At 64.8% G+C, this 20,918-nt stretch carries 19 protein-coding genes; 11 read left to right on the forward strand and 8 right to left on the reverse strand.

The genetic code is table 11. The annotated features are described in order from the left end of the window. Positions 1–26 precede the first annotated feature (26 nt). A protein-coding gene (locus ACI3EV_RS10840) for an IS3 family transposase (RefSeq protein WP_405197994.1) occupies positions 27–1,258 on the forward strand; the annotation gives its coding sequence in 2 pieces (ribosomal slippage) (positions 27–294 and positions 294–1,258; 1,233 coding nt in all). A 70-nt stretch (positions 1,259–1,328) separates the two neighbouring features. Here the strand turns inward: ACI3EV_RS10840 and ubiA are convergent. After that, positions 1,329–2,210 (reverse strand): 4-hydroxybenzoate octaprenyltransferase, encoded by an 882-nt coding sequence (gene ubiA, locus ACI3EV_RS10845; RefSeq protein ID WP_337692182.1) that lies wholly within the window; start codon positions 2,208–2,210, stop codon positions 1,329–1,331. 38 nt (positions 2,211–2,248) lie between these two features. Beyond that, positions 2,249–3,244 (reverse strand): LysR substrate-binding domain-containing protein, encoded by a 996-nt coding sequence (locus ACI3EV_RS10850; RefSeq protein ID WP_337692183.1) that lies wholly within the window; start codon positions 3,242–3,244, stop codon positions 2,249–2,251. A 250-nt stretch (positions 3,245–3,494) separates the two neighbouring features. Here ACI3EV_RS10850 and ACI3EV_RS10855 point away from each other — a divergent pair, with 250 nt between their 5' ends. Both ACI3EV_RS10855 and ACI3EV_RS10860 read left to right on the forward strand, forming a co-directional pair. After that, the gene (locus ACI3EV_RS10855; RefSeq protein ID WP_329769555.1) at positions 3,495–5,207 is read left to right on the forward strand and encodes a long-chain-fatty-acid--CoA ligase; all 1,713 of its coding nucleotides are present in this window, start codon (positions 3,495–3,497) and stop codon (positions 5,205–5,207) included. 50 nt (positions 5,208–5,257) lie between these two features. Next, a complete protein-coding gene (locus ACI3EV_RS10860) occupies positions 5,258–5,602 on the forward strand; it encodes a phage holin family protein (RefSeq protein WP_329769810.1) in 345 nt (114 codons plus the stop codon). Here ACI3EV_RS10860 and ACI3EV_RS10865 read toward each other — a convergent pair. Continuing rightward, positions 5,585–6,520, reverse strand: a complete 936-nt coding sequence (locus tag ACI3EV_RS10865) for a LysR family transcriptional regulator (protein WP_329769553.1) — start codon at positions 6,518–6,520, stop codon at positions 5,585–5,587. The genes ACI3EV_RS10860 and ACI3EV_RS10865 overlap by 18 nt on opposite strands. Positions 6,521–6,675: 155 nt before the next feature. On the opposite strand from ACI3EV_RS10865, the gene ACI3EV_RS10870 reads away from it, so the two are divergent. Next, a complete protein-coding gene (locus tag ACI3EV_RS10870; RefSeq protein WP_337692184.1) occupies positions 6,676–8,676 on the forward strand; it encodes a cation:proton antiporter in 2,001 nt (666 codons plus the stop codon). A 119-nt stretch (positions 8,677–8,795) separates the two neighbouring features. Next, positions 8,796–9,356, forward strand: a complete 561-nt coding sequence (locus ACI3EV_RS10875; RefSeq protein WP_329769550.1) for an adenine phosphoribosyltransferase — start codon at positions 8,796–8,798, stop codon at positions 9,354–9,356. A 102-nt stretch (positions 9,357–9,458) separates the two neighbouring features. Here the strand turns inward: ACI3EV_RS10875 and ACI3EV_RS10880 are convergent. From ACI3EV_RS10880 to ACI3EV_RS10895, 4 genes are all read right to left on the reverse strand, one after another. Then, positions 9,459–10,690 (reverse strand): IS3 family transposase gene (locus ACI3EV_RS10880; protein ID WP_405197994.1). Its coding sequence is split into 2 segments (ribosomal slippage): positions 9,459–10,423 and positions 10,423–10,690, totalling 1,233 coding nucleotides; the frame shifts between segments, so codons are not numbered across the junction. 125 nt (positions 10,691–10,815) lie between these two features. Continuing rightward, positions 10,816–11,460 (reverse strand): LysE family transporter, encoded by a 645-nt coding sequence (locus ACI3EV_RS10885; protein ID WP_337691859.1) that lies wholly within the window; start codon positions 11,458–11,460, stop codon positions 10,816–10,818. Between the two features lie 115 nt (positions 11,461–11,575). Beyond that, positions 11,576–13,894, reverse strand: a complete 2,319-nt coding sequence (locus ACI3EV_RS10890; RefSeq protein ID WP_337691858.1) for an NADP-dependent malic enzyme — start codon at positions 13,892–13,894, stop codon at positions 11,576–11,578. Positions 13,895–14,020: 126 nt separating this feature from the next. Then, a complete protein-coding gene (locus ACI3EV_RS10895) occupies positions 14,021–15,235 on the reverse strand; it encodes a lytic murein transglycosylase (protein WP_405198071.1) in 1,215 nt (404 codons plus the stop codon). A 132-nt stretch (positions 15,236–15,367) separates the two neighbouring features. Here ACI3EV_RS10895 and ACI3EV_RS10900 point away from each other — a divergent pair, with 132 nt between their 5' ends. From ACI3EV_RS10900 to ACI3EV_RS10925, 6 genes are read left to right on the forward strand one after another with little or no spacing between them, the layout of a single operon-like run. Then, a complete protein-coding gene (locus ACI3EV_RS10900) occupies positions 15,368–16,393 on the forward strand; it encodes a KpsF/GutQ family sugar-phosphate isomerase (RefSeq protein WP_337691856.1) in 1,026 nt (341 codons plus the stop codon). A 1-nt stretch (position 16,394) separates the two neighbouring features. Beyond that, positions 16,395–16,952: an HAD hydrolase family protein gene (locus ACI3EV_RS10905; RefSeq protein WP_337691855.1), complete on the forward strand. Its 558-nt coding sequence runs from the start codon at positions 16,395–16,397 to the stop codon at positions 16,950–16,952. After that, complete coding sequence (gene lptC, locus ACI3EV_RS10910; RefSeq protein ID WP_329769573.1) at positions 16,949–17,650, forward strand: LPS export ABC transporter periplasmic protein LptC; 702 nt, start codon at positions 16,949–16,951, stop codon at positions 17,648–17,650. Before ACI3EV_RS10905 ends, lptC begins: the two co-directional genes overlap by 4 nt. Further along, positions 17,647–18,489, forward strand: a complete 843-nt coding sequence (locus ACI3EV_RS10915) for an SDR family oxidoreductase (protein WP_329769574.1) — start codon at positions 17,647–17,649, stop codon at positions 18,487–18,489. The genes lptC and ACI3EV_RS10915 overlap by 4 nt, the downstream gene beginning before the upstream one ends. Further along, positions 18,489–19,169: a chorismate lyase gene (locus ACI3EV_RS10920; protein WP_337691854.1), complete on the forward strand. Its 681-nt coding sequence runs from the start codon at positions 18,489–18,491 to the stop codon at positions 19,167–19,169. Before ACI3EV_RS10915 ends, ACI3EV_RS10920 begins: the two co-directional genes overlap by 1 nt. Positions 19,170–19,228: 59 nt before the next feature. After that, positions 19,229–20,071 (forward strand): alpha/beta hydrolase, encoded by an 843-nt coding sequence (locus tag ACI3EV_RS10925; RefSeq protein WP_337691853.1) that lies wholly within the window; start codon positions 19,229–19,231, stop codon positions 20,069–20,071. Positions 20,072–20,165: 94 nt separating this feature from the next. Here ACI3EV_RS10925 and ACI3EV_RS10930 read toward each other — a convergent pair whose 3' ends face one another. Next, positions 20,166–20,654 carry an RNA-binding protein gene (locus ACI3EV_RS10930; protein ID WP_329769578.1) on the reverse strand — a complete coding sequence of 163 codons (489 nt, stop codon included), beginning with the start codon at positions 20,652–20,654 and terminating at the stop codon, positions 20,166–20,168. Between the last annotated feature and the right edge of the window lie 264 nt (positions 20,655–20,918).

The following is a 20,918-nucleotide window of genomic DNA, read 5'->3' on the forward strand; positions in this document are numbered from 1 at the left end:
CTTTCACTGAGAAGAAAGGAGCCCCCATGGGAAAAACCAAGCCCCCGTACCCCGAGGCATTCAAACAGCAGATCGTCGAGCTGTTTCATTCCGGTCGCAGCCAATCCGAGCTGGCACGTGAGTTCGATGTGTCAGCGGTGAGCATTGCCAACTGGGTTGCACGCGCTGCAGCCGATGCTGGCAAGCCGTTATCCGGCAAGGATGTGTTGACAACGTCCGAGCGCGAGGAACTCGTCCGCTTGCGCCGGGAGGTCAAGCGTCTTCAAACGGAGCGCGACATCCTGGCAAAGGCTACGGCCTGGTTTGCCGGACAAAGCGAGAAGACGTCCACGCCGTCTACGCGCTGATGCAGGCGAACCAGGCCGATCTCCCGATACGCACCATGGCCCGGGTGTTGGGTGTGTCCAGCAGTGGTTACCACGACTGGCTAAATCGCCGACCCAGTGCACGCGATCAGGCCAATGCCGAGCTGCTGCTGCGCATCAAAGCCATCCATCAGATGAGCGATACCACCTACGGCGTGCCGCGCATGGTCGCGCAACTGGCGCGCGATGGGGTGATCGTCAACAAGAAGCGCGTCGAACGCCTGATGCGTCAGGCGAGTCTGAAGGGTGTCAGCCGCCGGCGCGGCTGGTGCGTGACAACGCGCCGTGATCGAGAGGCTGGGCTGGCCAGCGATCTGGTCAATCGCCGCTTTGCGGCGGATGCTCCTAACCAACTTTGGGTGGCAGACATGACCTACCTGCCTACCTGGAGCGGGTTTGCCTATCTGGCGGTAGTCATCGACGTATACAGCCGCAAAGTAGTGGGTTGGGCCTTTGGCACGCGCATGACGGCCGATCTGGTGGTGCAGGCGTTGGAGATGGCCGCCTTCACGCGCAAGCCCCAGGGCGTCATCCACCACTCCGATCAGGGCAGCCAATACACCAGCACGGTGTTTGGCAAGCGTTGCGAGGAAATGGGCGTGCGCCCAAGCATGGGATCGGTGGGGGATGCTTACGACAACGCCATGGCCGAGAGCTTCTTTGCCAGCCTGGAATGCGAACTGGTCAACCGAAGAAGCTGGAAAAGCCAGACCGAGGCCAGGCATGCCGTGTTTACCTGGATAGAGGGCTGGTACAACCCACATCGGTTGCACAGCGCACTGGGCTACCTTGCTCCCAACGAATTCGAGCAAATCAATGCACAATCCGGGCAGTCCCCGGTAGAAAATACCACTGGTACCGCGCTGAATTCTTCAGCGCTCAACCGTCCGTGAGATAGGGGGAACTCCAACTCCAGGGAGATTCCTTGTGGATACTTGCTGGCCACCATTATTAGCCAGGGCCTCAGTGGATCAGCGCCACCGTAGCCACAAACACCACAAAACCGATCCAGTGGTTCTGTGTGAAGGCGCGGAAGCAGCGCTCACGCTCGCGCGTGCGGATCAGCGCGTAGTGCCAGAGCACCTGGGCCACCGCGATCAGCAGGGTGATGCCCCAGATGGCCAGTTTCCAGCCCGGCGCATCGGCCTGACCCAGGCCGGCGTACTGCCACAGCACGGTCCACCAGATTGCCGTATGTGCGGCGTACCAGAGCATGATCACCGGCACGTCCCAGCGGCCCAGCGTGATGGCCGATGTCTTCATGCCGATCTTCAGGTCGTCGTCGCGATCGACCATGGCGTATTCGGTGTCGTAGGCCAGCACCCAGCACAGGTTGGCGACCAGCAGCCACCAGACGACGGACGGCGTGCTGTTGAGCACGGCGGCAAAGGCCATCGGCAGGCCCATGCTGTAGGCCACGCCGAGCACCGCCTGCGGCATCGAGAAGAAGCGCTTGGTGAACGGGTAGATGATGGTGACGATGACGGCCGGGATCGACCAGAGGATGGTCAGCGTGTTGGTGGTGAGCACCAGCGCAAAGGCGATCAGCGTCAGCACCAGGCCGACCAGCAGCGCTTCCTTGACGCTGATGCGGCCGCTGGTGATCGGGCGGTTGACGGTGCGCTTGACGTGGCGGTCGAAATCGCGGTCGGCAACGTCGTTGATGCAGCAGCCGGCGCTGCGCATCAGGATGGTACCAGCGGTGAACACCAGCAGCAGGTGCCAGCCGGGAAAGCCGCGTGCCGCCAGCCACAGGGCGGCCAGGGTTGGCCACAGCAGCAGCAGCCAGCCGGCCGGACGGTTCCAGCGGATCAGGTCCAGGTAAAGTCGGATTTTGTCTTGCATGGCTGCCGATTGTATGACGCCGGCATGACCGCCGGGTGTCAGGTCAGCCGTTGCACGCCGGCCAGACGGCAGGCATAGACCTCGTTGCGCAGCGCGGCAATCGCCTCGTAGCGGGTAAAGCTGCGACGCCAGGCCAGCACCACGCGGCGGCTTGGCACGTCGCCATGTAAAGGGACATAGCGGATGAAGCTGGCATCGGTGTGATCCTGATCGCTTCGGAGCGGCTTGCGCGGCTTGGGCAGGGGCTTGCCAGCGGCATGCGCTTCCAGCTTTTCAGGCGGCACGCTGAGCGCCGGCACCAGCGTTACGCCCATGCCGGCAGCCACCATGTGCTTGATGGTTTCCAGCGAGGAGCCCTCGAAGCTCTTGCGGATGCCGTCGGAATGGCTGGAATAGCGGGCAAATTCGGGGCAGACTTCGAGCACATGGTCGCGGAAGCAGTGGCCGGAGCCCAGCAGCAGCATGTTTTCGCTGCGCAGCATGTCGGGGTCGACCGATTCTGCCTCGGCCAGCGCGTGCGTGCTGGGCACGGCGGCCCAGAACGGCTCGTCGTACAGCGGTGCCGTGGCCAGGCCGGTGTCCTGGAACGGTTCGGCCAGGATGGCGCAGTCGATATCGCCCGAGCGCAGCATGTCCAGCAGCTTGGCGGTGAAGTTTTCCTGCAGGATCAGCGGCATCTGCGGCGTCTGCGCCATGTTCTGGCGTACCAGGTCGGGCAGCAGGTAGGGGCCGATGGTGTAGATGATGCCCAGGCGCAGCGGGCCCGACAGCGGATCCTTGCCGCGCTTGGCAATGTCGCGGATCAGGTTGGCCTGCTCCAGCACCACCTGCGCCTGGCGCACCACGTCTTCGCCCAGCGGCGTCAGCGAGATCTCGTTGGCGCTGCGCTCGAACAGCTTGACGTCGAGCTCCTCTTCCAGCTTCTTGACCGCGACCGACAGCGTTGGCTGCGTGACAAAGCAGGCTTCGGCGGCCTTGCCGAAATGCTTTTCGCGGGCAACGGCAACGATGTACTTGAGTTCGGTAAGGGTCATGACGCTGGTGCCTGGCTGGTAGTAGGATGATCAGGCCCCATGGTAGCAAACCCGTGCGTGGGCATGGGCTGGCGCAGGCATTGCCCCGGCCGGGCCGGATGTATCAGGATATACCCTGCATCTGCAGACAAATGTCGCCACGCCGCTTTCAAGTTGGCCAAAATCGGGATATAAACCGAAATCGAACGATCGTGCTAAACATGAAGCAGCTGCCGGATGGAGAGCACAGACAGAACACAAGGGACAAGCAATGAGTGCATTTACCGACAGCCGCCCGTGGCTGAAGCAGTATCCTGAAGGCGTGCCCGCCGATGTCGACCTGAACCGTTACAGCTCGCTGGTGCAGCTGCTGAACGAGAGCTTTGTGCGCCACGCCGACAAGCCGGCCTACACCATGATGGGTCGTGACATGACCTACGGCGAGCTGGACCGTGCCAGCCGCTCGCTGGCGGCCTATCTGCAGCAGTTGCCGGGCATGCAGGCGGGCGACCGTGTGGCGGTGATGATGCCCAACATCCTTCAGTACCCGATTGCCGTGGCGGCGATCCTGCGTGCCGGCCTGGTGCTGGTCAACGTCAACCCGCTCTATACCGCGCGCGAGCTGGAACACCAGTTGAAGGATTCCGGTGCCAAGGCGATCATCATCATCGAGAACTTTGCCCACACGCTGGAGCAGTGCCTGTCGCATACCGATGTGCGCCACATCGTGCTGGCTTCCATGGGTGACCGCATGGGCGGGCTCAAGGGCGCGCTGGTCAACTTTGTCGTGCGCAAGGTCAAGAAGATGGTGCCGTCCTTCCAGCTGCCCAATGTGGTGCGCTTCAACGATGCGGTATCGCGCCATGCGCCGACAGCGCTGCGTGAAGTGACGCCGGGGCCGGAAGACCTGGCTGCGCTGCAATATACCGGCGGCACCACCGGCGTCGCCAAGGGTGCCATGCTGCTGCATCGCAATATCCTGGCCAACGTGCTGCAGTGCGGGGCCTGGTACCAGCCGGGCCTGGCACGCCGCCAGCTGCACCACCAGATCGGCTTTGTCTGCGCGCTGCCGCTGTACCACATCTTCGCGTTTACCGTGAACATGATGCTGTGCACCGAGATGGGCGGCAAGAACATCCTGCTGCCCAACCCGCGTGACCTGGATGCCGTGCTCAAGGAGCTGCAGAAGCATGTATTCCACAGCTTCCCTGGCGTGAACACGCTGTTCAACGGCCTGGCGCACCATGCCGATTTCAACAAGGTCGACTGGTCGCACCTGCGCGTGACGGTGGGCGGTGGCATGGCGGTACAGCGCGCCGTGGCCAAGGACTGGTACGAAAAGACCAACTGCCCGATCTGCGAAGGCTATGGCCTGTCCGAGACCAGCCCGGTGGCGAGCTGCAACCCGGTCACCAACCCCGAATTCACCGGTTCCATCGGCGTGCCGGTGCCGAATACCTGGATGAAGCTGGTCGATGAGGATGGCCATGATGTCGAGGAACTGGGCGAGCGTGGCGAGATTGCCATCAAGGGCCCGCAAGTCATGGCCGGCTACTGGCAGCGTCCGGAAGAGACTGCGCGCTCCATGACGCCGGACGGCTATCTGCTGACCGGTGACATCGGCGTGGTGGACGAGAAGGGCTACTTCACCATCGTCGACCGCAAGAAGGACATGATCCTGGTCAGCGGCTTCAACGTCTACCCGAACGAGGTGGAAGACGTGGTGGCGCTGCTGCCGGCGGTGCAGGAGTGTGCCGTGATCGGCGTGCCTGACGAGAACTCGGGCGAGGCGGTCAAGCTGTTCGTGGTGCTGCGTCCGGGCCAGACCCTGACCGAGAAGGAGATCAAGGCGCATTGCCGTGAAAACCTGACGCGCTACAAGCAGCCGCGCCAGATCGAGTTCCGCGATGCGCTGCCGAAGACGCCGATCGGCAAGATCCTGCGCCGCGCCCTGCGCGACGAGGAACTGGCGAAGCAGGCCTGAGTTGCAGTCGTCATGATGCGCGCGCGTTTTCGTGCTAGGCTGCAGCCATGATCCTGTTCATTGTCAAATGGCTGCTCTACGCGGGCGCCCTCATGGTGGTCTCCCACCTGGTCAGCGGCATCACCATTGCCAGCTACGGTTCTGCCGTGCTGGCGGCGGTGGTGATTGCGCTGCTGGACCTGGTGCTGGGCTCCCTGCTCAAATTGCTGACCCTGCCGCTGACCATCATCACGCTCGGGCTGTTCCTGATCGTGATCAATGCGTTGTTGTTCTGGGCGGCTGGCAGCATGCTGTCCGGCTTCCAGGTAGCCGGTTTCTGGACGGCCGTGATCGGTGCCATCCTCTATTCGCTGCTGTGCATGCTGGTGGATGCGCTGCTACGGCGTGCTGCCTGAGTCGACGCTTTCCCAGTAGCCTGGCTGCTGGTAGCTGGCCTTGAGAAAGTCGATCCACAGGCGCAGGCGCAGCGGCAGCAGCTTGCGCTGCGCAAACACGGCGTAAATGCCATTCGGCGGGGCCGTATACGGATCCAGCAGTGACTGCAGCCGACCAGCGGCAATATCGCCGGCCACTTCCCAGGTGCTGCGCCAGGCAATGCCGTGGCCTTGCAGGCACCAGGTATGCAGCACTTGGCCATCGCTACAGTCCAGCGGACCGCTGGGCTTGATATAGAACGCTTCGCCATTTTCCTGGAACGCCCAGCCGCGCGTCTGCGAGGCTTCGCTGCTGAGCGTGAGGCACTGGTAGCGGCCGGCATCGAGCAGTTCGCGCGGATGCTGCGGCGTTCCGTGGCGCTGCAGGTAGGCTGGCGTGGCCACGCACAGGCGGCGGTTGTCGGCCAGGCGCGTGATCACCAGTGAGGAGTCCGGCAGGTCGCCGACGCGCACGGCACAGTCATAGCCTTCGGCCGCCAGGTCCACCACGCGATCGCTCAGGTTGAGAGAGATACGCACTTCCGGGTGCAGTTCGTGGAAGCGCAGCACCAGCGGCGCCACATGGCGGCGGCCAAAGCCGGCTGGTGCCGTGATGCGCAACTGGCCGCTGGCGCGCACGCTGCCGGCGCTGACGGCGGCTTCCATATTGGCAATATCGGCCAGGATGCGCTGGCTTTCTTCCAGAAAGGCGCTGCCCTCCGGTGTCAGGCTGATGCGGCGCGTGGTGCGTACCAGCAGCTTGACGCCCAGATGCGCCTCCAGCGCGTCCATGCGGCGGCCTATCATCGAGGCGGCCACGCCTTCGGCCTGGGCGGCGGCCGTCAGGCTGCCACGCTGGGCCACGGCGACAAAGGTTTCGATGTGCTTGAGCTTGTCCATCGTCAGGCAGGCCAGTGGGCTGCAGCAGAAATCCGTCAAAAACAGGAGAAAAAACGGGGAAACGCCGGGCACGGATTGCAGTAATATGCAGCACCTTCATCCTGATACCTGCAGGCCGGCAAGAGGATATTACCCGAGCGCCGCGCCCTCCGACCATGACTTCGCTCGAGCTCACCCTGATCTACCTGCTGGCCGCCGTGCTGGGGGTGGTCATTTTCAGGGCGTTCCGGCTGCCGCCGATGCTGGGTTACCTGATGGTCGGTGTGGTGATCGGCCCGAACATGCTGGCGATGGTGGAGAACAGCACGCGCATCCAGCACTTGGCCGAGTTTGGCGTGGTGTTCCTGATGTTCGTGATCGGGCTGGAGTTCAGCCTGCCCAAGCTGCGTACCATGCGGCGCCATGTGTTCGGGCTGGGCGCGATGCAGGTCGGCCTGACCATGGTGCTGAGTACGCTGGTGTTGCTGGGCCTGCGCTGGTTCTGGCCGGAGCTCTGGCATCTGTCCTGGCAGGGTACGCTGGCGCTGTCCGGTGTGCTGGCCATGAGCAGCACCGCCATCGTCGTCAAGCTGATGGCGGAACGGCTGGAGCTGGACAGCGAGCACGGCCGCCGCGTGATGGGCGTGCTGCTGTTCCAGGATCTGGCCGTGGTGCCCTTGCTGATCCTGATTCCGGCCCTGGGTGCCAATGACGACGACATGGCGCTGGAGCTGCTGCTGGCGCTGCTCAAGGCCGCGGCCGCCGTCACCATCCTGCTGACGATGGGGCGGCAACTGATGCAGCGCTGGCTGTTCTTCGTTGCCAGCTACCGCAGCAACGAGCTGTTCATGCTCAATGTGCTGCTGATCACGCTGGGGCTGGCCTGGCTGACCCAGCTGGCCGGACTCAGCCTGGCGCTGGGTGCCTTCATCGCCGGCATGCTGATTGCCGAAACCCCTTACAAGTATCAGGTGGAGGCCGATATCAGGCCCTTCCACGACCTGCTGCTGGGGCTGTTCTTCATCACCATCGGCATGCTGCTCGATTGGCACGAGGTGGTAGACCACTGGGGCTGGGTGCTCGGCCTGCTGCTGGCGGCGTTGCTGTTCAAGCTGGTGCTGGTGTGGCTGTGCGCGCGCATTCTGGGCGCGACCGAGGGCGTGGCCCTGCGCACCGGCCTGTACCTGGCGCAGGCTGGCGAATTCGGCTTTGTGCTGCTGAACCTGGCCTTGCACAACAAGCTGCTGCCGTCACCGCTGTTCAACGCCGTGCTGGCCAGCATGGTGCTGTCCATGATCGCCGCACCCTTCATCATCATGTACAGCGATGCGCTGGTGCTGCGGCTGGCGCGCAACGAATGGATGACCGAAGCGCTGCAGATGACGAATATCGCGCGCCAGAGCATGGGGCGCAGCCGCCACATCATCATCTGCGGCTATGGCCGCGTCGGCCAGAGCCTGGCGCGCCTGCTCGATGCCGAATCGATTCCGCATATCGCGCTGGACCTGGATCCGGAGCATGTACGCCAGGCCAGTGCCGCCGGCGCGCCGGTGGTGTACGGCGATGCCTCGCGCATGCCGGCGCTGACGGCAGCCGGGCTGTCACGCGCCAGTGCCGTGGTCATCACCTTCAACAGCCTGCCGATGACGCTGCAGGTGCTGCACCAACTGCGCACGCAGGCGCCGCAGCTGCCGGTGATCGTGCGCACCGAAGACGATCGGCATCTGGAAACGCTGCGCGCCGCCGGGGCCAGCGAGGTGGTGCCGGAGGCGCTGGAAGGCAGCATGATCCTGGCCAGCCATGCACTGGCGTTGACCGGCGTGCCGCTGCGCCGCGTGCTGCGGCTGGTACAGATGCAGCGCGCGCAGCGCTATCGCCTGTTGCGCGGCTATTTCCGCGGAGCCGATGAAGCCCTGCACGGCGAGGAGGAGCTGGATGGCAGCCAGGAAAAGCTCAGTGTGCTGCAGCTGCCGGAAAGCTCGGCCACCATTGGCATGACGATTTCGGACCTGATGCCGATGCTGGAACGCTACCAGGTGGCGCTGGTCAGCCTGCGCCGTGCCAATGGCGTGTCGCTGGCACCGCGGCTGGAAATGCTGCTGCAGCCCGAAGACACGCTGGTGCTCAGTGGCCGGCAGCTGGATCTGGCCGAGGTCGAGGAACTGCTGACGCGCTGAGGCTGCCCGCGCTTGCACGGAGAGCAGTCGATTTTTGCCAGTTGGCGGTATCGGTATTGCCATGCGCCGCGGCTACACTTGGGTGTATTGCCCCATTTCCTGATTGCCGGAGCCTTGCCATGAGCACCACCGAATACAACGTCCGGGACTACCTGCGCAGCCATATCCGTACCGTGTCCAACTGGCCGGCCCCCGGCGTGCAGTTCCGCGACATCACGCCGCTGCTGCAGGATCCGCGCGTGTTCCGCATCCTGATCGATGCCTTTGTGCACCGCTACATGGATCCGGCGCTGCGTCCTGATGTGGTGGCCGGGCTGGATGCGCGTGGTTTCATCATCGGCTCGGTGCTGGCCTATGAGCTCAACGTCGGTTTTGTGCCGATCCGCAAGCAGGGCAAGCTGCCCTACGAGACGGTGGAAGAAAGCTACGAGCTGGAATACGGCGTGGCCACGGTCGAATTGCATACCGATGCCGTGCATGCCGGCCAGCGCGTGCTGCTGGTCGATGACCTGATTGCCACCGGCGGCACCATGATGGCCGGCTGCAATCTGCTGCGCCGCCTGGGTGCTGACATCATCGAAGGGGTGGCGATTGTCGATTTGCCCGAGCTGGGTGGCAGCCAGCGCCTGCGTGGCGCCGGCCTGGAACTGTTCACCCTGGTCGATTTCGCCGGCCACTGAGGCTGTACATGTCTTGTTACGCTTGGCATTGAACAAGCGTGGCCGTAGCGATATCCAAGCAGCATGCCCATCCGCAATGGCAGGAGTGGAGTTCCCCCTATCTCACGGACGGTTGAGCGCTGAAGAATTCAGCGCGGTACCAGTGGTATTTTCTACCGGGGACTGCCCGGATTGTGCATTGATTTGCTCGAATTCGTTGGGAGCAAGGTAGCCCAGTGCGCTGTGCAACCGATGTGGGTTGTACCAGCCCTCTATCCAGGTAAACACGGCATGCCTGGCCTCGGTCTGGCTTTTCCAGCTTCTTCGGTTGACCAGTTCGCATTCCAGGCTGGCAAAGAAGCTCTCGGCCATGGCGTTGTCGTAAGCATCCCCCACCGATCCCATGCTTGGGCGCACGCCCATTTCCTCGCAACGCTTGCCAAACACCGTGCTGGTGTATTGGCTGCCCTGATCGGAGTGGTGGATGACGCCCTGGGGCTTGCGCGTGAAGGCGGCCATCTCCAACGCCTGCACCACCAGATCGGCCGTCATGCGCGTGCCAAAGGCCCAACCCACTACTTTGCGGCTGTATACGTCGATGACTACCGCCAGATAGGCAAACCCGCTCCAGGTAGGCAGGTAGGTCATGTCTGCCACCCAAAGTTGGTTAGGAGCATCCGCCGCAAAGCGGCGATTGACCAGATCGCTGGCCAGCCCAGCCTCTCGATCACGGCGCGTTGTCACGCACCAGCCGCGCCGGCGGCTGACACCCTTCAGACTCGCCTGACGCATCAGGCGTTCGACGCGCTTCTTGTTGACGATCACCCCATCGCGCGCCAGTTGCGCGACCATGCGCGGCACGCCGTAGGTGGTATCGCTCATCTGATGGATGGCTTTGATGCGCAGCAGCAGCTCGGCATTGGCCTGATCGCGTGCACTGGGTCGGCGATTTAGCCAGTCGTGGTAACCACTGCTGGACACACCCAACACCCGGGCCATGGTGCGTATCGGGAGATCGGCCTGGTTCGCCTGCATCAGCGCGTAGACGGCGTGGACGTCTTCTCGCTTTGTCCGGCAAACCAGGCCGTAGCCTTTGCCAGGATGTCGCGCTCCGTTTGAAGACGCTTGACCTCCCGGCGCAAGCGGACGAGTTCCTCGCGCTCGGACGTTGTCAACACATCCTTGCCGGATAACGGCTTGCCAGCATCGGCTGCAGCGCGTGCAACCCAGTTGGCAATGCTCACCGCTGACACATCGAACTCACGTGCCAGCTCGGATTGGCTGCGACCGGAATGAAACAGCTCGACGATCTGCTGTTTGAATGCCTCGGGGTACGGGGGCTTGGTTTTTCCCATGGGGGCTCCTTTCTTCTCAGTGAAAGTGTCCGTCAAATGGGGGGAACTCCACTGCGCAAGCTGGCAGAGGCTTTCCTGAACGAACTGCCACGTTATCAGGCCCTGCAGCTGGTCTGAGTTCGCCCTCAGGTCGTACGCCGCTGCACAAAGAACAGGCTGAGCCCCAGCAGCATGAACACCGCCCCAAAGCTGCGGTTTTGCCAGCGCACCGCGCGCGGCGTCACCAGCAGCTTGCGCAAGGCCTTGCCGCTGAAGGCATAGCCGTGCATGACCACGATATCGGTGATGACCATGGTGGCCGCCATGACCAGCAGCTGCATCGCCACCGGCCGCTCCGGCTGCAGGAACTGTGGCAGCACCGCCACCATGAAGACGATACCCTTGGGGTTAGTCAGGTTGGTCAGCATGCCGGCCATGAAACGCTGGCCCCAGCCGCCACGCGCCTCTTTCAGCGCGTCTTCCACGGCATGGCCTTCCAGCATGCCGTGCTGGCTGCGCCATTGCTTCACGCCCAGGTAGATCAGGTAGAGCGCGCCCAGCACCTTGAGCAGCCAGAAGGCCGTCTCGGACGCCACCAGCAGCGAGCCCACACCCAGCCCGGCGATCAGCAGCACGCCCATCAGCCCGGCCTGCAGGCCCCAGATGGTGGCACTGGTGGCACGCACGCCGTAGACACTGCCATGGCTGATCGACAGGATCGCGCCGGATCCGGGCGACAGCGAAATCAGCAATGACGCCATGGCAAAGGCGATCCAGGTCTGGGGTTCCATCAACTAGCTCCGGCAATCGGAAAAAACAGGACACAAACGACAAGGGGAACTGCTGGCAGCTCCCCTTGCGTGGATGACGTGGCTGCCAGCTTGCGCTGGCAGCCGTCAGGCGCGCTTACTTGGCGCGGCGTGCGTTGGCACCCACCACCGCCAGCGCGGTCTGGTTCAGCACGCGGCGCATGGTGGCGCTCGGCGTCAGGATGTTGGCCGGTGCGGCTGCGCCCAGCAGCATCGGGCCAATCGTCAGGCCGTGGCCGCCGGTGATCTTCAGCACGTTGAACAGGATGTTGGCGGCGTCCAGGTTCGGGCAGATCAGCAGGTTGGCGCTGCCGTTCATCTGGTTTTCCGGCAGGAAACCATTGCGCAGCTCGGAGCTGAGCGCGCTGTCACCCTGCATCTCGCCTTCGCACTCGATGCCCGGCGCCAGCTTGCGGAAGGCCTGGTAGGCCTCGCGCATCTTCACCGCGCTGGCGCGGTTGCTGGTGCCGAAATTGGAATGCGACAGGAAGGCCACGCGCGGCTCGATGCCAAAGCGCTGCACTTCCTTGGCTGCCAGCAGCGCAATGTGCGCCAGCTCTTCGGCCGAGGGGTTCTCGTTGACGTAGGTATCGGCCACGAACAGCGTCTGTTTTTCCAGGATCACGGCGTTCAGCGCAGCGAGTTTTTCGCCGGACTGGGTACCGATGATGTTGTTCACGGTTTCCAGGTGCTTGTCGTAGCTGCCGATGGTGCCGCAAACCATGGAGTCGGCATCGCCGAGCTTGACCGCCAGCGCCGCGATCACGGTATTGCTGCGACGCACGGCAATCTTGGCGGCTTCGGGCGACACGCCATGGCGGCCCATGCAGCGGTGGTACTCCTCCCAGTAGCTGCGGAAACGCGGGTCGTCTTCGGGATCGATCACGCCCACGCCCTCGCCGATGCGGATATGCAGGCCCAGCTTCTGGATGCGGCTCTCGATGATGTCAGGGCGGCCGATCAGAATCGGTTCGGCAATGCCGTCATCCAGCGCCTGCTGGGCGGCGCGCAGCACGCGCTCGTCCTCACCCTCGGCGTAGGCGATGCGCTTCTGGCCGGCCGGCACGCTGCGCGCGCTGTTGAACACCGGGCGCATGAACATGCCGGTCTGGGTGACAAAGGTATTCAGCGAATCGCGGTAGGCGCGCAGGTCCTCGATCGGGCGCGTGGCAACGCCGGACTCCTGCGCCGCCTTGGCCACGGCCGGGGCAATGTGCAGGATCAGGCGGCTGTCGAACGGCTTGGGAATGATGTATTCCGGGCCAAAACTCAGCTCCTGGCCGACATAGGCATGCGCCACTTCGTCGCTGACTTCCAGCTTGGCCAGCTTGGCGATTTCGTGGACGCAGGCCACCTTCATCTCTTCGGTGATGCGGGTTGCGCCGCAGTCCAGCGCACCGCGGAAGATGTAGGGGAAACACAGGACGTTGTTGACCTGGTTCGGGTAGTCGGAACGGCCGGTCGCCACGATGCAGTCCGGACGGGCCGCCTTGGCCACTTCAGGACGGATTTCCGGATCCGGGTTGGCCAGCGCCAGGATGATCGGCTGGCTAGCCATGGTCTTGACCATGTCGCCGCTCAGCACGTTGGCCGTGGAGCAGCCCAGGAACACGTCAGCATCCTTGACCACGTCGGCCAGCGTGCGCGCGCCGGTATCCTGCTGCGCGTAGCGCTCCTTGGAAGCATCCATGCCACCCGGACGGCCTTCGTAGATCAGGCCCTTGGAGTCGCAGACGAAGATGTTCTCGCGCTTCACGCCCAGCGCCACCATCAGGTCCAGGCAGGCGATGGCGGCAGCGCCGGCACCGGAAGCCGCCAGCTTGACCTCGCCAATCTGCTTGCCGACCAGTTCCAGGCCGTTGATCAGCGCCGAGGAAGAAATGATGGCGGTACCGTGCTGGTCATCGTGGAACACCGGGATGTTCATGCGCTCGCGCAGCTTCTGCTCGATGTAGAAGCATTCGGGCGCCTTGATGTCTTCCAGGTTGATGCCGCCCAGCGTCGGCTCCAGCGCCGCGATGATGTCGACCAGCTTATCCGGATCGCGCTCGTCGAGTTCGATGTCGAACACGTCGATGCCGGCAAATTTCTTGAACAGGCAGCCCTTGCCCTCCATCACCGGCTTGCTCGCCAGCGGGCCGATATCGCCCAGGCCCAGCACGGCGGTACCGTTGGTGATCACGCCGACCAGGTTGCCGCGCGAGGTGTAATCGGCTGCCTTGGACGGATCGGCCTCGATGTCCAGGCAGGGCACGGCCACGCCGGGCGAATAGGCCAGCGACAGGTCACGCTGGTTGACCAGCGGCTTGGTCGGGTTGACGGAAATCTTGCCCGGAGTAGGCCAGCGGTGATAGTCACGCGCCGCTTCCTTGAAGCCAAGATCGGTAGGGGTTTGGGTGTCGTTGTCTGTAGTCATTTTTGTAGGGTAGTCGTCAAGACGTGGTGCCGGGAATGGCCCGATTCAAATTGTTGCACAAGTCAACTCAGGCCGTGACCACAACTTGCCATGCTGAACGCAATGCTGTGGTCATTCGACGCTGGCTCAGCGCTGCTGGCGCAAGGCCGTCAGCAGGCGCTGGCCGGCGCGGCCATTGCTCGTCATGCCCAGGCGCGTCTGCTCGGCGCGGATCGCGTCGCGCGTCTTCGCTCCGATCATGCCGTCGGCTGTGCCAATCGCGTGGCCACGTGCCAGCAGCAGGGTCTGCAGCTCGCGGTTTTCCGCACGCGACAGGCCGGGGTCATCGGTCGGCCAGGCCTGGATGAAGCCGACACGGTTGCGCTGTCCGTCCACCAGCGTGGACAGCTGGGCAATCGCCAGCGCGTAGTTCTCGCTGGCGTTGTAGCTGTAGAGCGTGTCAAAGTTCTTGCCGACCAGGAAAGCCGGGCCGTTGCGGCCTGCCGGCAGGAGCAGACCGGCACTGGCCATGGTGCGCGGCAGCGCGCCACCGCCATCGGCCAGGCGCAGCCCCTGGCTGACCCAGTAGTCCATGCCGCGCTTGTTGCGGCGGCCGCTCACGGCTGGCGTGTAACCGGCTGGCAAGCGCACCTCGTAGCCCCAGGTCTCGTTGCTGCGGTAGCCGGCCTTGCGCAGGAAGTTGGCAGTCGAGGCCAGCGCGTCCGGCACGCTGTCGACGATGTCGCGGCGGCCATCGCCATCAAAGTCCACCGCCGTGCTCAGGAAGGTACTGGGCATGAACTGGGTCTGGCCAAAGGCACCGGCCCAGGAGCCGGTCAGCTTTTCTGCGGGCACATCGCCACTCTGCAGGATGCGCAGGGTATTGGCAAACTCGGTGCGGAAATAGCTCTGGCGCCGGCCTTCGCAGGACAGCGTGGCCAGCGAGTTGAGCAGCGGACGGCCGCCCAGGTTCTGGCCAAAGTTGCTTTCCACGCCCCAGACGCCCATCACCATGGCCGGCTCCACGCCGTAGCGCTGCTGGATCTGGCGCAGCGTCGGCAGCCATTTCTGGTAGGCGGCGCGGCCATCGGCCACGCGCTCCTGATCCACCAGCACCGCCAGATAGTCCCACACCGGCATGGTGAATTCCGGCTGGCGGTTCAGCAGCGGCAGCACCGTGGCATCGGGCTGCAGGCCGTTGGTATAACGGGCAAAGGTGGCGGCACTGACCTGGCGGAACGCCGGGGTTCCCTGCAGATTCGCCAGGCAAGTGCGGAACGCGGCTTCGTTGATCTGCGGCGGCGCTTCCTGCGCCTGCGCCAGCCCGGCAGTGGCCAGCAGTGTCAGGGGCAGGCTACGGATGGCCCAGCGGCGGATGCGGGAAAAGGGATACTGCACGGCTTGCTCCAGATCATGTCGATGCCCACATCATAATGATACTTTCCGCTGCATGTGGCCTCTGGCGCTGCCGTGGCCAATCGCTACAATTCCCGCATGACTTCCGATACCGCACGCTCCCATCCCGCCAGCACGCTGGAGCCGCAGCACGCCCTGCAACTGGCACAGCAGGCCTTCGCCATCGAGGCCGATGCGCTACGCGCCTGCAGCGACCGCCTGCTGCAGACCCAGGCCGGCGACGCCTTCGTCCAGGCCATGCGCACCATCCTGCAGGCCCAGGGCCGCGTGGTGGTAATGGGCATGGGCAAGAGCGGCCATGTCGGACGCAAGATTGCCGCCACGCTGGCCTCCACCGGCACGCCGGCGCTGTTCGTGCACCCGGCCGAAGCCAGCCATGGCGATCTCGGCATGGTGCGCGAGGTCGATGTGGTGCTGGCCATCAGCAACAGCGGCGAAAGCGACGAGCTGGCGCGCATCCTGCCGGTGCTCAAGCGCCAGGGCGTGCCGCTGATCGCCATGACTGGCGGCCTGCAGTCCAGCCTGGCCAGGCATGCCGATATCGTGCTCGACAGCAGCGTCGCCAAGGAAGCCTGCCCGCTCAACCTGGCCCCGACCGCCAGCACCACGGTGCAGATCGCGCTGGGTGATGCACTGGCCGTCGCCCTGCTCGATGCGCGCGGCTTCAAGGCGGAAGACTTTGCGCGCTCGCACCCCGGTGGTGCACTGGGCCGCCGCCTGCTGACCACCGTGGCCGACGTGATGCGTCCCGGTGCCGACGCCCCGGCCGTGCCCCCGGATGCCGACTTCGGCACCGTGATGCAGGAAATGAGCGCCAAGGGCCTCGGTGCCACACTGGTGGTCGATGCCGATCGCAAGGTGATCGGCATCTTCACCGATGGCGACCTGCGCCGCCTGCTCACCGCCGGTACCGATGTGCGCCCGCTGCGCGCCGCCGACCTGATGCACCCGAACCCGCGCAGCATCCGCCCCGATGCCCTCGCCGCCGATGCTGCCCGCCTGATGGAGGACTATCGCATCAGCAGCCTGCCGGTGACCAACCCGGATGGCACGCTGGCCGGCGCCCTCAACACGCACGACCTGATGCGTGCCAAGGTGATCTGACATGCACAGTCCCGCCCTCACCCTCGACCCCGCCCTGCTGCTGGCGGCACAGCCGGTGCGCATCGTGTTTTTCGATGTCGACGGCGTGCTTACCGACGGCGGCCTGCTCTATACCGAGAGCGGCGAAACCCTCAAGCGCTTCAACACGCTCGATGGCCACGGCCTGAAGCTGTTGCAGAAGGCTGGCATCACGCCGGCCATCATCACCGGCCGCGACTCCGCCCCGCTGCGTACGCGGCTGCAGGCGCTGGGCGTGCAGCATGCCGTGTTCGGCACCGAAGACAAGCTGCCTGCGGCCGAGCGCCTGCTGGCCGAGCTGGGGCTGGACTGGTCGCAGGCCGCCGCCATGGGCGACGACTGGCCGGACCTGCCGATGCTGGTCCACACCGCCTTTGCCGTGGCCCCGGCCAACGCCCATGCCGAAGTGCTGGCGCGCGCGCATTACGTGACGACGCGCCCGGGCGGCCAGGGCGCCGTGCGCGAACTGTGCGACCTGCTGCTGCAGGCCAGCGGCCGTTACGCCAGCCTGCTCGCGCCCTACCTGGGTTCCGCCACATGAGCCCGACCATCGATCCCACCACCGGCCAGCTGCGCGCCCCCGAGGTGCCGCAGCGCAGCCTGAGTGACCACAGCGCCCCGGAAAAGACGCTGGACCGCGTGCTGCGCATTGGCACCGACTTCCTGCCGCTGGTACTGCTGGCGCTGCTGGTGCTGGGTACCACCTGGCTGGTGCGCAGCATGCCGGCAGACGACAGCGGCCGTGCCGCACCGCCTTCCGACAAGCCCGATTACTACCTGAACAACTTCCAGATCCGCTCCTACGATGCCGCCGGCGTGCTGCGTGCCGAAATCGCCGGTGACCATGGCGACCATATCCCGAAAGGGGATCTGCTGCGTGCCAACGGTATCCGCAGCTACCACCTGTCGGAAGATGGCGAAGTCACGCGCGCCAGTGCGAATACCGGCGTGGCGGACCGCCAGGCGGAAACCGTCGAACTGCAGGGCCAGGTGCGCGTCACGCGCGGTCCGCTGGATGGCGGCAACCAGCCCCAGCTGCAGTTCGAGAGCGACACCCTGCACATCCTCGAAGGTGGCAAGCGCCTGGAGACCAACCAGCCGGTGCGCCTGACGCACGGTCCGCAGGTCACGGTGCAAGGCACCGGCATGCAATACCAGCACGGGCAGCAGACCGTCAACGTCCAGGGGCGCGTGCAGGCCACGTTCGAGGCGGCACGCCCGGCCACGCAGCAGCCATGAGCCTGGCTGCCGGCACCAGCACGGCGGGCAGCAGCCCGCTGGTCTTCATCACTGGCGCTTCCAGCGGCATGGGCCAGGCACTGGCGCTGCAGTACTACCAGCAGGGTTGGCGTCTCGCGCTGGTAGCGCGCCGCGTCAGCCAGATGCAGGACTGGATGATGCAGCACGCCATCGACCCGGCGCGCTGCCAGCTGTTCCCGGCCGATGTCAGCCAGCCCGACAGCATCATCGCTGCCGGCCAGGCCTGCCTGGAGCAGCTCGGCCTGCCACAGATCGTCATCGCCAATGCCGGCATCAGTCACGGCATGGATACGGCCGAGCACAGCGATATCGCCGTCATGCAACAGATTTTCGCCACCAATGTGACCGGCATGGCCGCTACCTTCCACCCCTTTGTCACGCCGATGCAGCAGCGCGGCAGCGGCCACCTGGTCGGCATCGCCAGTGTCGCCGGCGTGCGCGGCCTGCCCGGCCATGGCGCCTACAGCGGCAGCAAGGCCGCCGTCATCGCCTACTGCGAAAGCCTGCGCGGCGACTTGCGCGGCACTGGCGTGCAGGTCACCACCCTGCTGCCAGGCTATATCGCCACGCCGATGACGGCAGGCGACCAGTTTTCGTTGCCCTTTCTGTTGACGGCCGAAGAGTTCGCCCAGCGCGCACGCCGGGCGATTGCCCGCGGAGACCGCTCGCGCGTGATTCCCTGGCAGATGGGACTGGTCGCCAGCCTGATGCGGGTGCTGCCCGATGCGCTGTGGGACCGGGCGCTGGCGGGCCGCCCACGCAAGCCGCGCCTGCACGATCCGGCACAACTGCCAGCCTCGCCCGGAGACGAGGCGTGATGGACAGCCGCCCCAACCTGCCGCTGACGCCGAATCCGCTGCTCAAGCGCATGCGACAGCGTCCGATTGCCGCACGCACCCGCAAATGGCTCAACGCCGAGGGCTCGCTGACGCGCCGGCTCAAGGCGGTGTGCGAGACGGTCAGCATCCAGATCCTGCACCAGCGCCAGGCACCGCTGTGGCCGGTGGAGAAGCGCGCGCTAGGCCGCCAGCGCTACCAGCAGGGCAGCTCCACCCATGTGCGTACCGTGCTGCAATGGTGCGGATCGCCAGACGAGTCCTTCCCCGGCGTGTTTGCCCGCTCTGCCGTGCTGGCACCGCAGGCCCGCCTGTCCTGGGGCAGCCTGCGCGGCCTGGGCGACCGGCCGCTGGCGCACCTGCTGTTCGTCGCACCCGGCATTCGCCGCACGCCGCTGTTCTACCAGTACGATCCGCCGCATGCACCCGAAACACGCCATGTGCTGCGCCAATGGCAGCAACAGGCCGGCGAGCACGCCGACCGGCTGCCGCAGCGCGGCATCTGGCGCCGCTACTCGGTGTTCCTGCACCGTGGCGCCCCGCTGATCGTGACCGAATGGTTCGCGCCGGAAGTGCTGGACTGGCCGATCGACCACAAGAAGCTGACACCGATACGCCGGCTGCAGCCACGCATCCAGAGACAGCAGCACCGCCGCGCCTGAGCAGCTTGCCGCCCAAGCTGGCAGAATAAAAGGATTGCAGTATTTTTCCCGAGCGCCCCATGAGCACGCTTACCGCCCCGCCGGGCCAGATCGTCTTCTCGCACGGCAACAGTTTTCCCGCCGGCACCTACAACGTGCTGCTGCGCCAGCTGGAGCAGCAAGGCCATACGGTGTACGCCATCGACAAGTACGGCCACGATCCGCGCTACCCGGTGAGCAACAACTGGCAGTACATGGTGCAGCAGCTGATCGATTTCTGCGCTGCCCTGCCCGATCCGCAAGGCCGGCCACGCTACCTGATCGGCCACTCCATGGGTGGCATCCTGAGCTTGATGGCGGCCGCCCGTGTACCGCAACTGGCACAGGCCGTGCTGATGCTGGACTCTCCGGTGTTCGGCGGCTGGCGCGCCGCCTTGCTGCGCCTGACCAAGCAGACTGCACTGACCCAGCGCCTGTCACCCGGTGCCACCAGCCACCGCCGGCGCCAGGAGTGGCCGAGCGAGGACGCGGTGCTGCAGCACTTTGCCGCCAAGCCGGTGTTTGCCAGCTGGCATCCCGATGCCCTGCGCGACTACATCCGCCATGGCACCGAGCTCTCACCGAGCCTGGAGCTGCCACTGCGCCGCACGCTGGCGTTTGACCGCGACATCGAGACCGCGATCTACAACACCTTGCCCGACAACCTGGATCTCTGGCTGCGCCAGCACCCCTTGCAGGTACCTGCCGCCATGATCGGCGGCAGCCGTTCGCGCGAACTGCGCCAGGTCGGCATGGGCACGCCGCGCCGCATCACCCAGGGCCGCATCTATCTGCTGGATGGCGGCACCCACCTGTTCCCGCTGGAGCAGCCGGAACAGACCGCCAGCCTGGTCAGCCGCGCGCTGGCCGAGCTGCAGCACTAGGCCCTGGCGACAGACAACAAAAAACCCGCATGCCCAAAAGCACTGCGGGTTCTCTTCCTGCTGTCAGCACGCGGATGACAGCCGGGATCGACAATCAGTAGTTGTTGTCTTCGTAGCTGCGACGGCCACCGCCATCGCCACGGTTGCCACCGTCACGACGACCACCGCCGTAGGGGCTGCGGAAGCCATCGTTGCCACCGCCGTAACCGCCGCCATCACCGCGACCGTAGCCGCCGTCACCACGGCCACCGCCGTAGCCACCGCCGCCTTCACGACGACCACCGCCGTAGCCGCCGCCACCGTAGCCACCACCACCGCTGCGAGGGGGACGCGGCTCCATCGGACGGGCCTCGTTCACCACCAGGGCGCGACCGCCCATGTCCTGGCCATGCAGGCCATTGATGGCAGCCTGGGCTTCCGCCTCGCTGCCCATTTCCACAAAGCCGAAGCCCTTGGAACGGCCAGTGTCGCGCTCCATCATCACCTTGGCGCTGACCACATTGCCGAATTGGCCAAATTGCTGTTGCAGATCGTTGTCACGCACAGCGTAGGGCAGGTTGCCCACGTACAGTTTGTTGCCCATTAACGGACTCTCCATGATTCAAAAACTGCGATGTCCGTTTGGGCGAGATAAACGTCAAGAGGCCCATTCACACACAAATCAATCACCGCGAAAAACACTACAGGTACCCAGGCACCTTGTAGTCTGGAACATCATACGCGAAGAGTATCCGCAGGCCCCGTGACATTTCCGTGTCAGCGCACGATCTGTTGTCAGCAAGCATCTAAATCCGGGCTTTCCCGGATATGCATGAGTCGCTAGAATGCCGCATTCCCTACTCTGCTG

This window comes from Allobrachymonas wangyanguii (assembly GCF_045055315.1).
In the GTDB taxonomy this organism is placed as follows: Bacteria; Pseudomonadota; Gammaproteobacteria; order Burkholderiales; family Burkholderiaceae_C; genus Brachymonas; species Brachymonas wangyanguii.

Coding starts and splice junctions, on each gene's coding strand:
- ACI3EV_RS10915 (WP_329769574.1), top strand. CDS start 17,647: ATGAGCCTGGCTGCCGGCACCAGCACGGCGGGCAGCAGCCCGCTGGTC.
- lptC (WP_329769573.1), top strand. CDS start 16,949: ATGAGCCCGACCATCGATCCCACCACCGGCCAGCTGCGCGCCCCCGAG.
- ACI3EV_RS10865 (WP_329769553.1), bottom strand. CDS start 6,520: ATGGACAAGCTCAAGCACATCGAAACCTTTGTCGCCGTGGCCCAGCGT.
- ACI3EV_RS10890 (WP_337691858.1), bottom strand. CDS start 13,894: ATGACTACAGACAACGACACCCAAACCCCTACCGATCTTGGCTTCAAG.
- ACI3EV_RS10855 (WP_329769555.1), top strand. CDS start 3,495: ATGAGTGCATTTACCGACAGCCGCCCGTGGCTGAAGCAGTATCCTGAA.
- ACI3EV_RS10850 (WP_337692183.1), bottom strand. CDS start 3,244: ATGACCCTTACCGAACTCAAGTACATCGTTGCCGTTGCCCGCGAAAAG.
- ACI3EV_RS10905 (WP_337691855.1), top strand. CDS start 16,395: ATGCACAGTCCCGCCCTCACCCTCGACCCCGCCCTGCTGCTGGCGGCA.
- ACI3EV_RS10885 (WP_337691859.1), bottom strand. CDS start 11,460: ATGGAACCCCAGACCTGGATCGCCTTTGCCATGGCGTCATTGCTGATT.
- ACI3EV_RS10875 (WP_329769550.1), top strand. CDS start 8,796: ATGAGCACCACCGAATACAACGTCCGGGACTACCTGCGCAGCCATATC.
- ACI3EV_RS10930 (WP_329769578.1), bottom strand. CDS start 20,654: ATGGGCAACAAACTGTACGTGGGCAACCTGCCCTACGCTGTGCGTGAC.
- ACI3EV_RS10900 (WP_337691856.1), top strand. CDS start 15,368: ATGACTTCCGATACCGCACGCTCCCATCCCGCCAGCACGCTGGAGCCG.
- ACI3EV_RS10925 (WP_337691853.1), top strand. CDS start 19,229: ATGAGCACGCTTACCGCCCCGCCGGGCCAGATCGTCTTCTCGCACGGC.
- ACI3EV_RS10870 (WP_337692184.1), top strand. CDS start 6,676: ATGACTTCGCTCGAGCTCACCCTGATCTACCTGCTGGCCGCCGTGCTG.
- ubiA (WP_337692182.1), bottom strand. CDS start 2,210: ATGCAAGACAAAATCCGACTTTACCTGGACCTGATCCGCTGGAACCGT.
- ACI3EV_RS10920 (WP_337691854.1), top strand. CDS start 18,489: ATGGACAGCCGCCCCAACCTGCCGCTGACGCCGAATCCGCTGCTCAAG.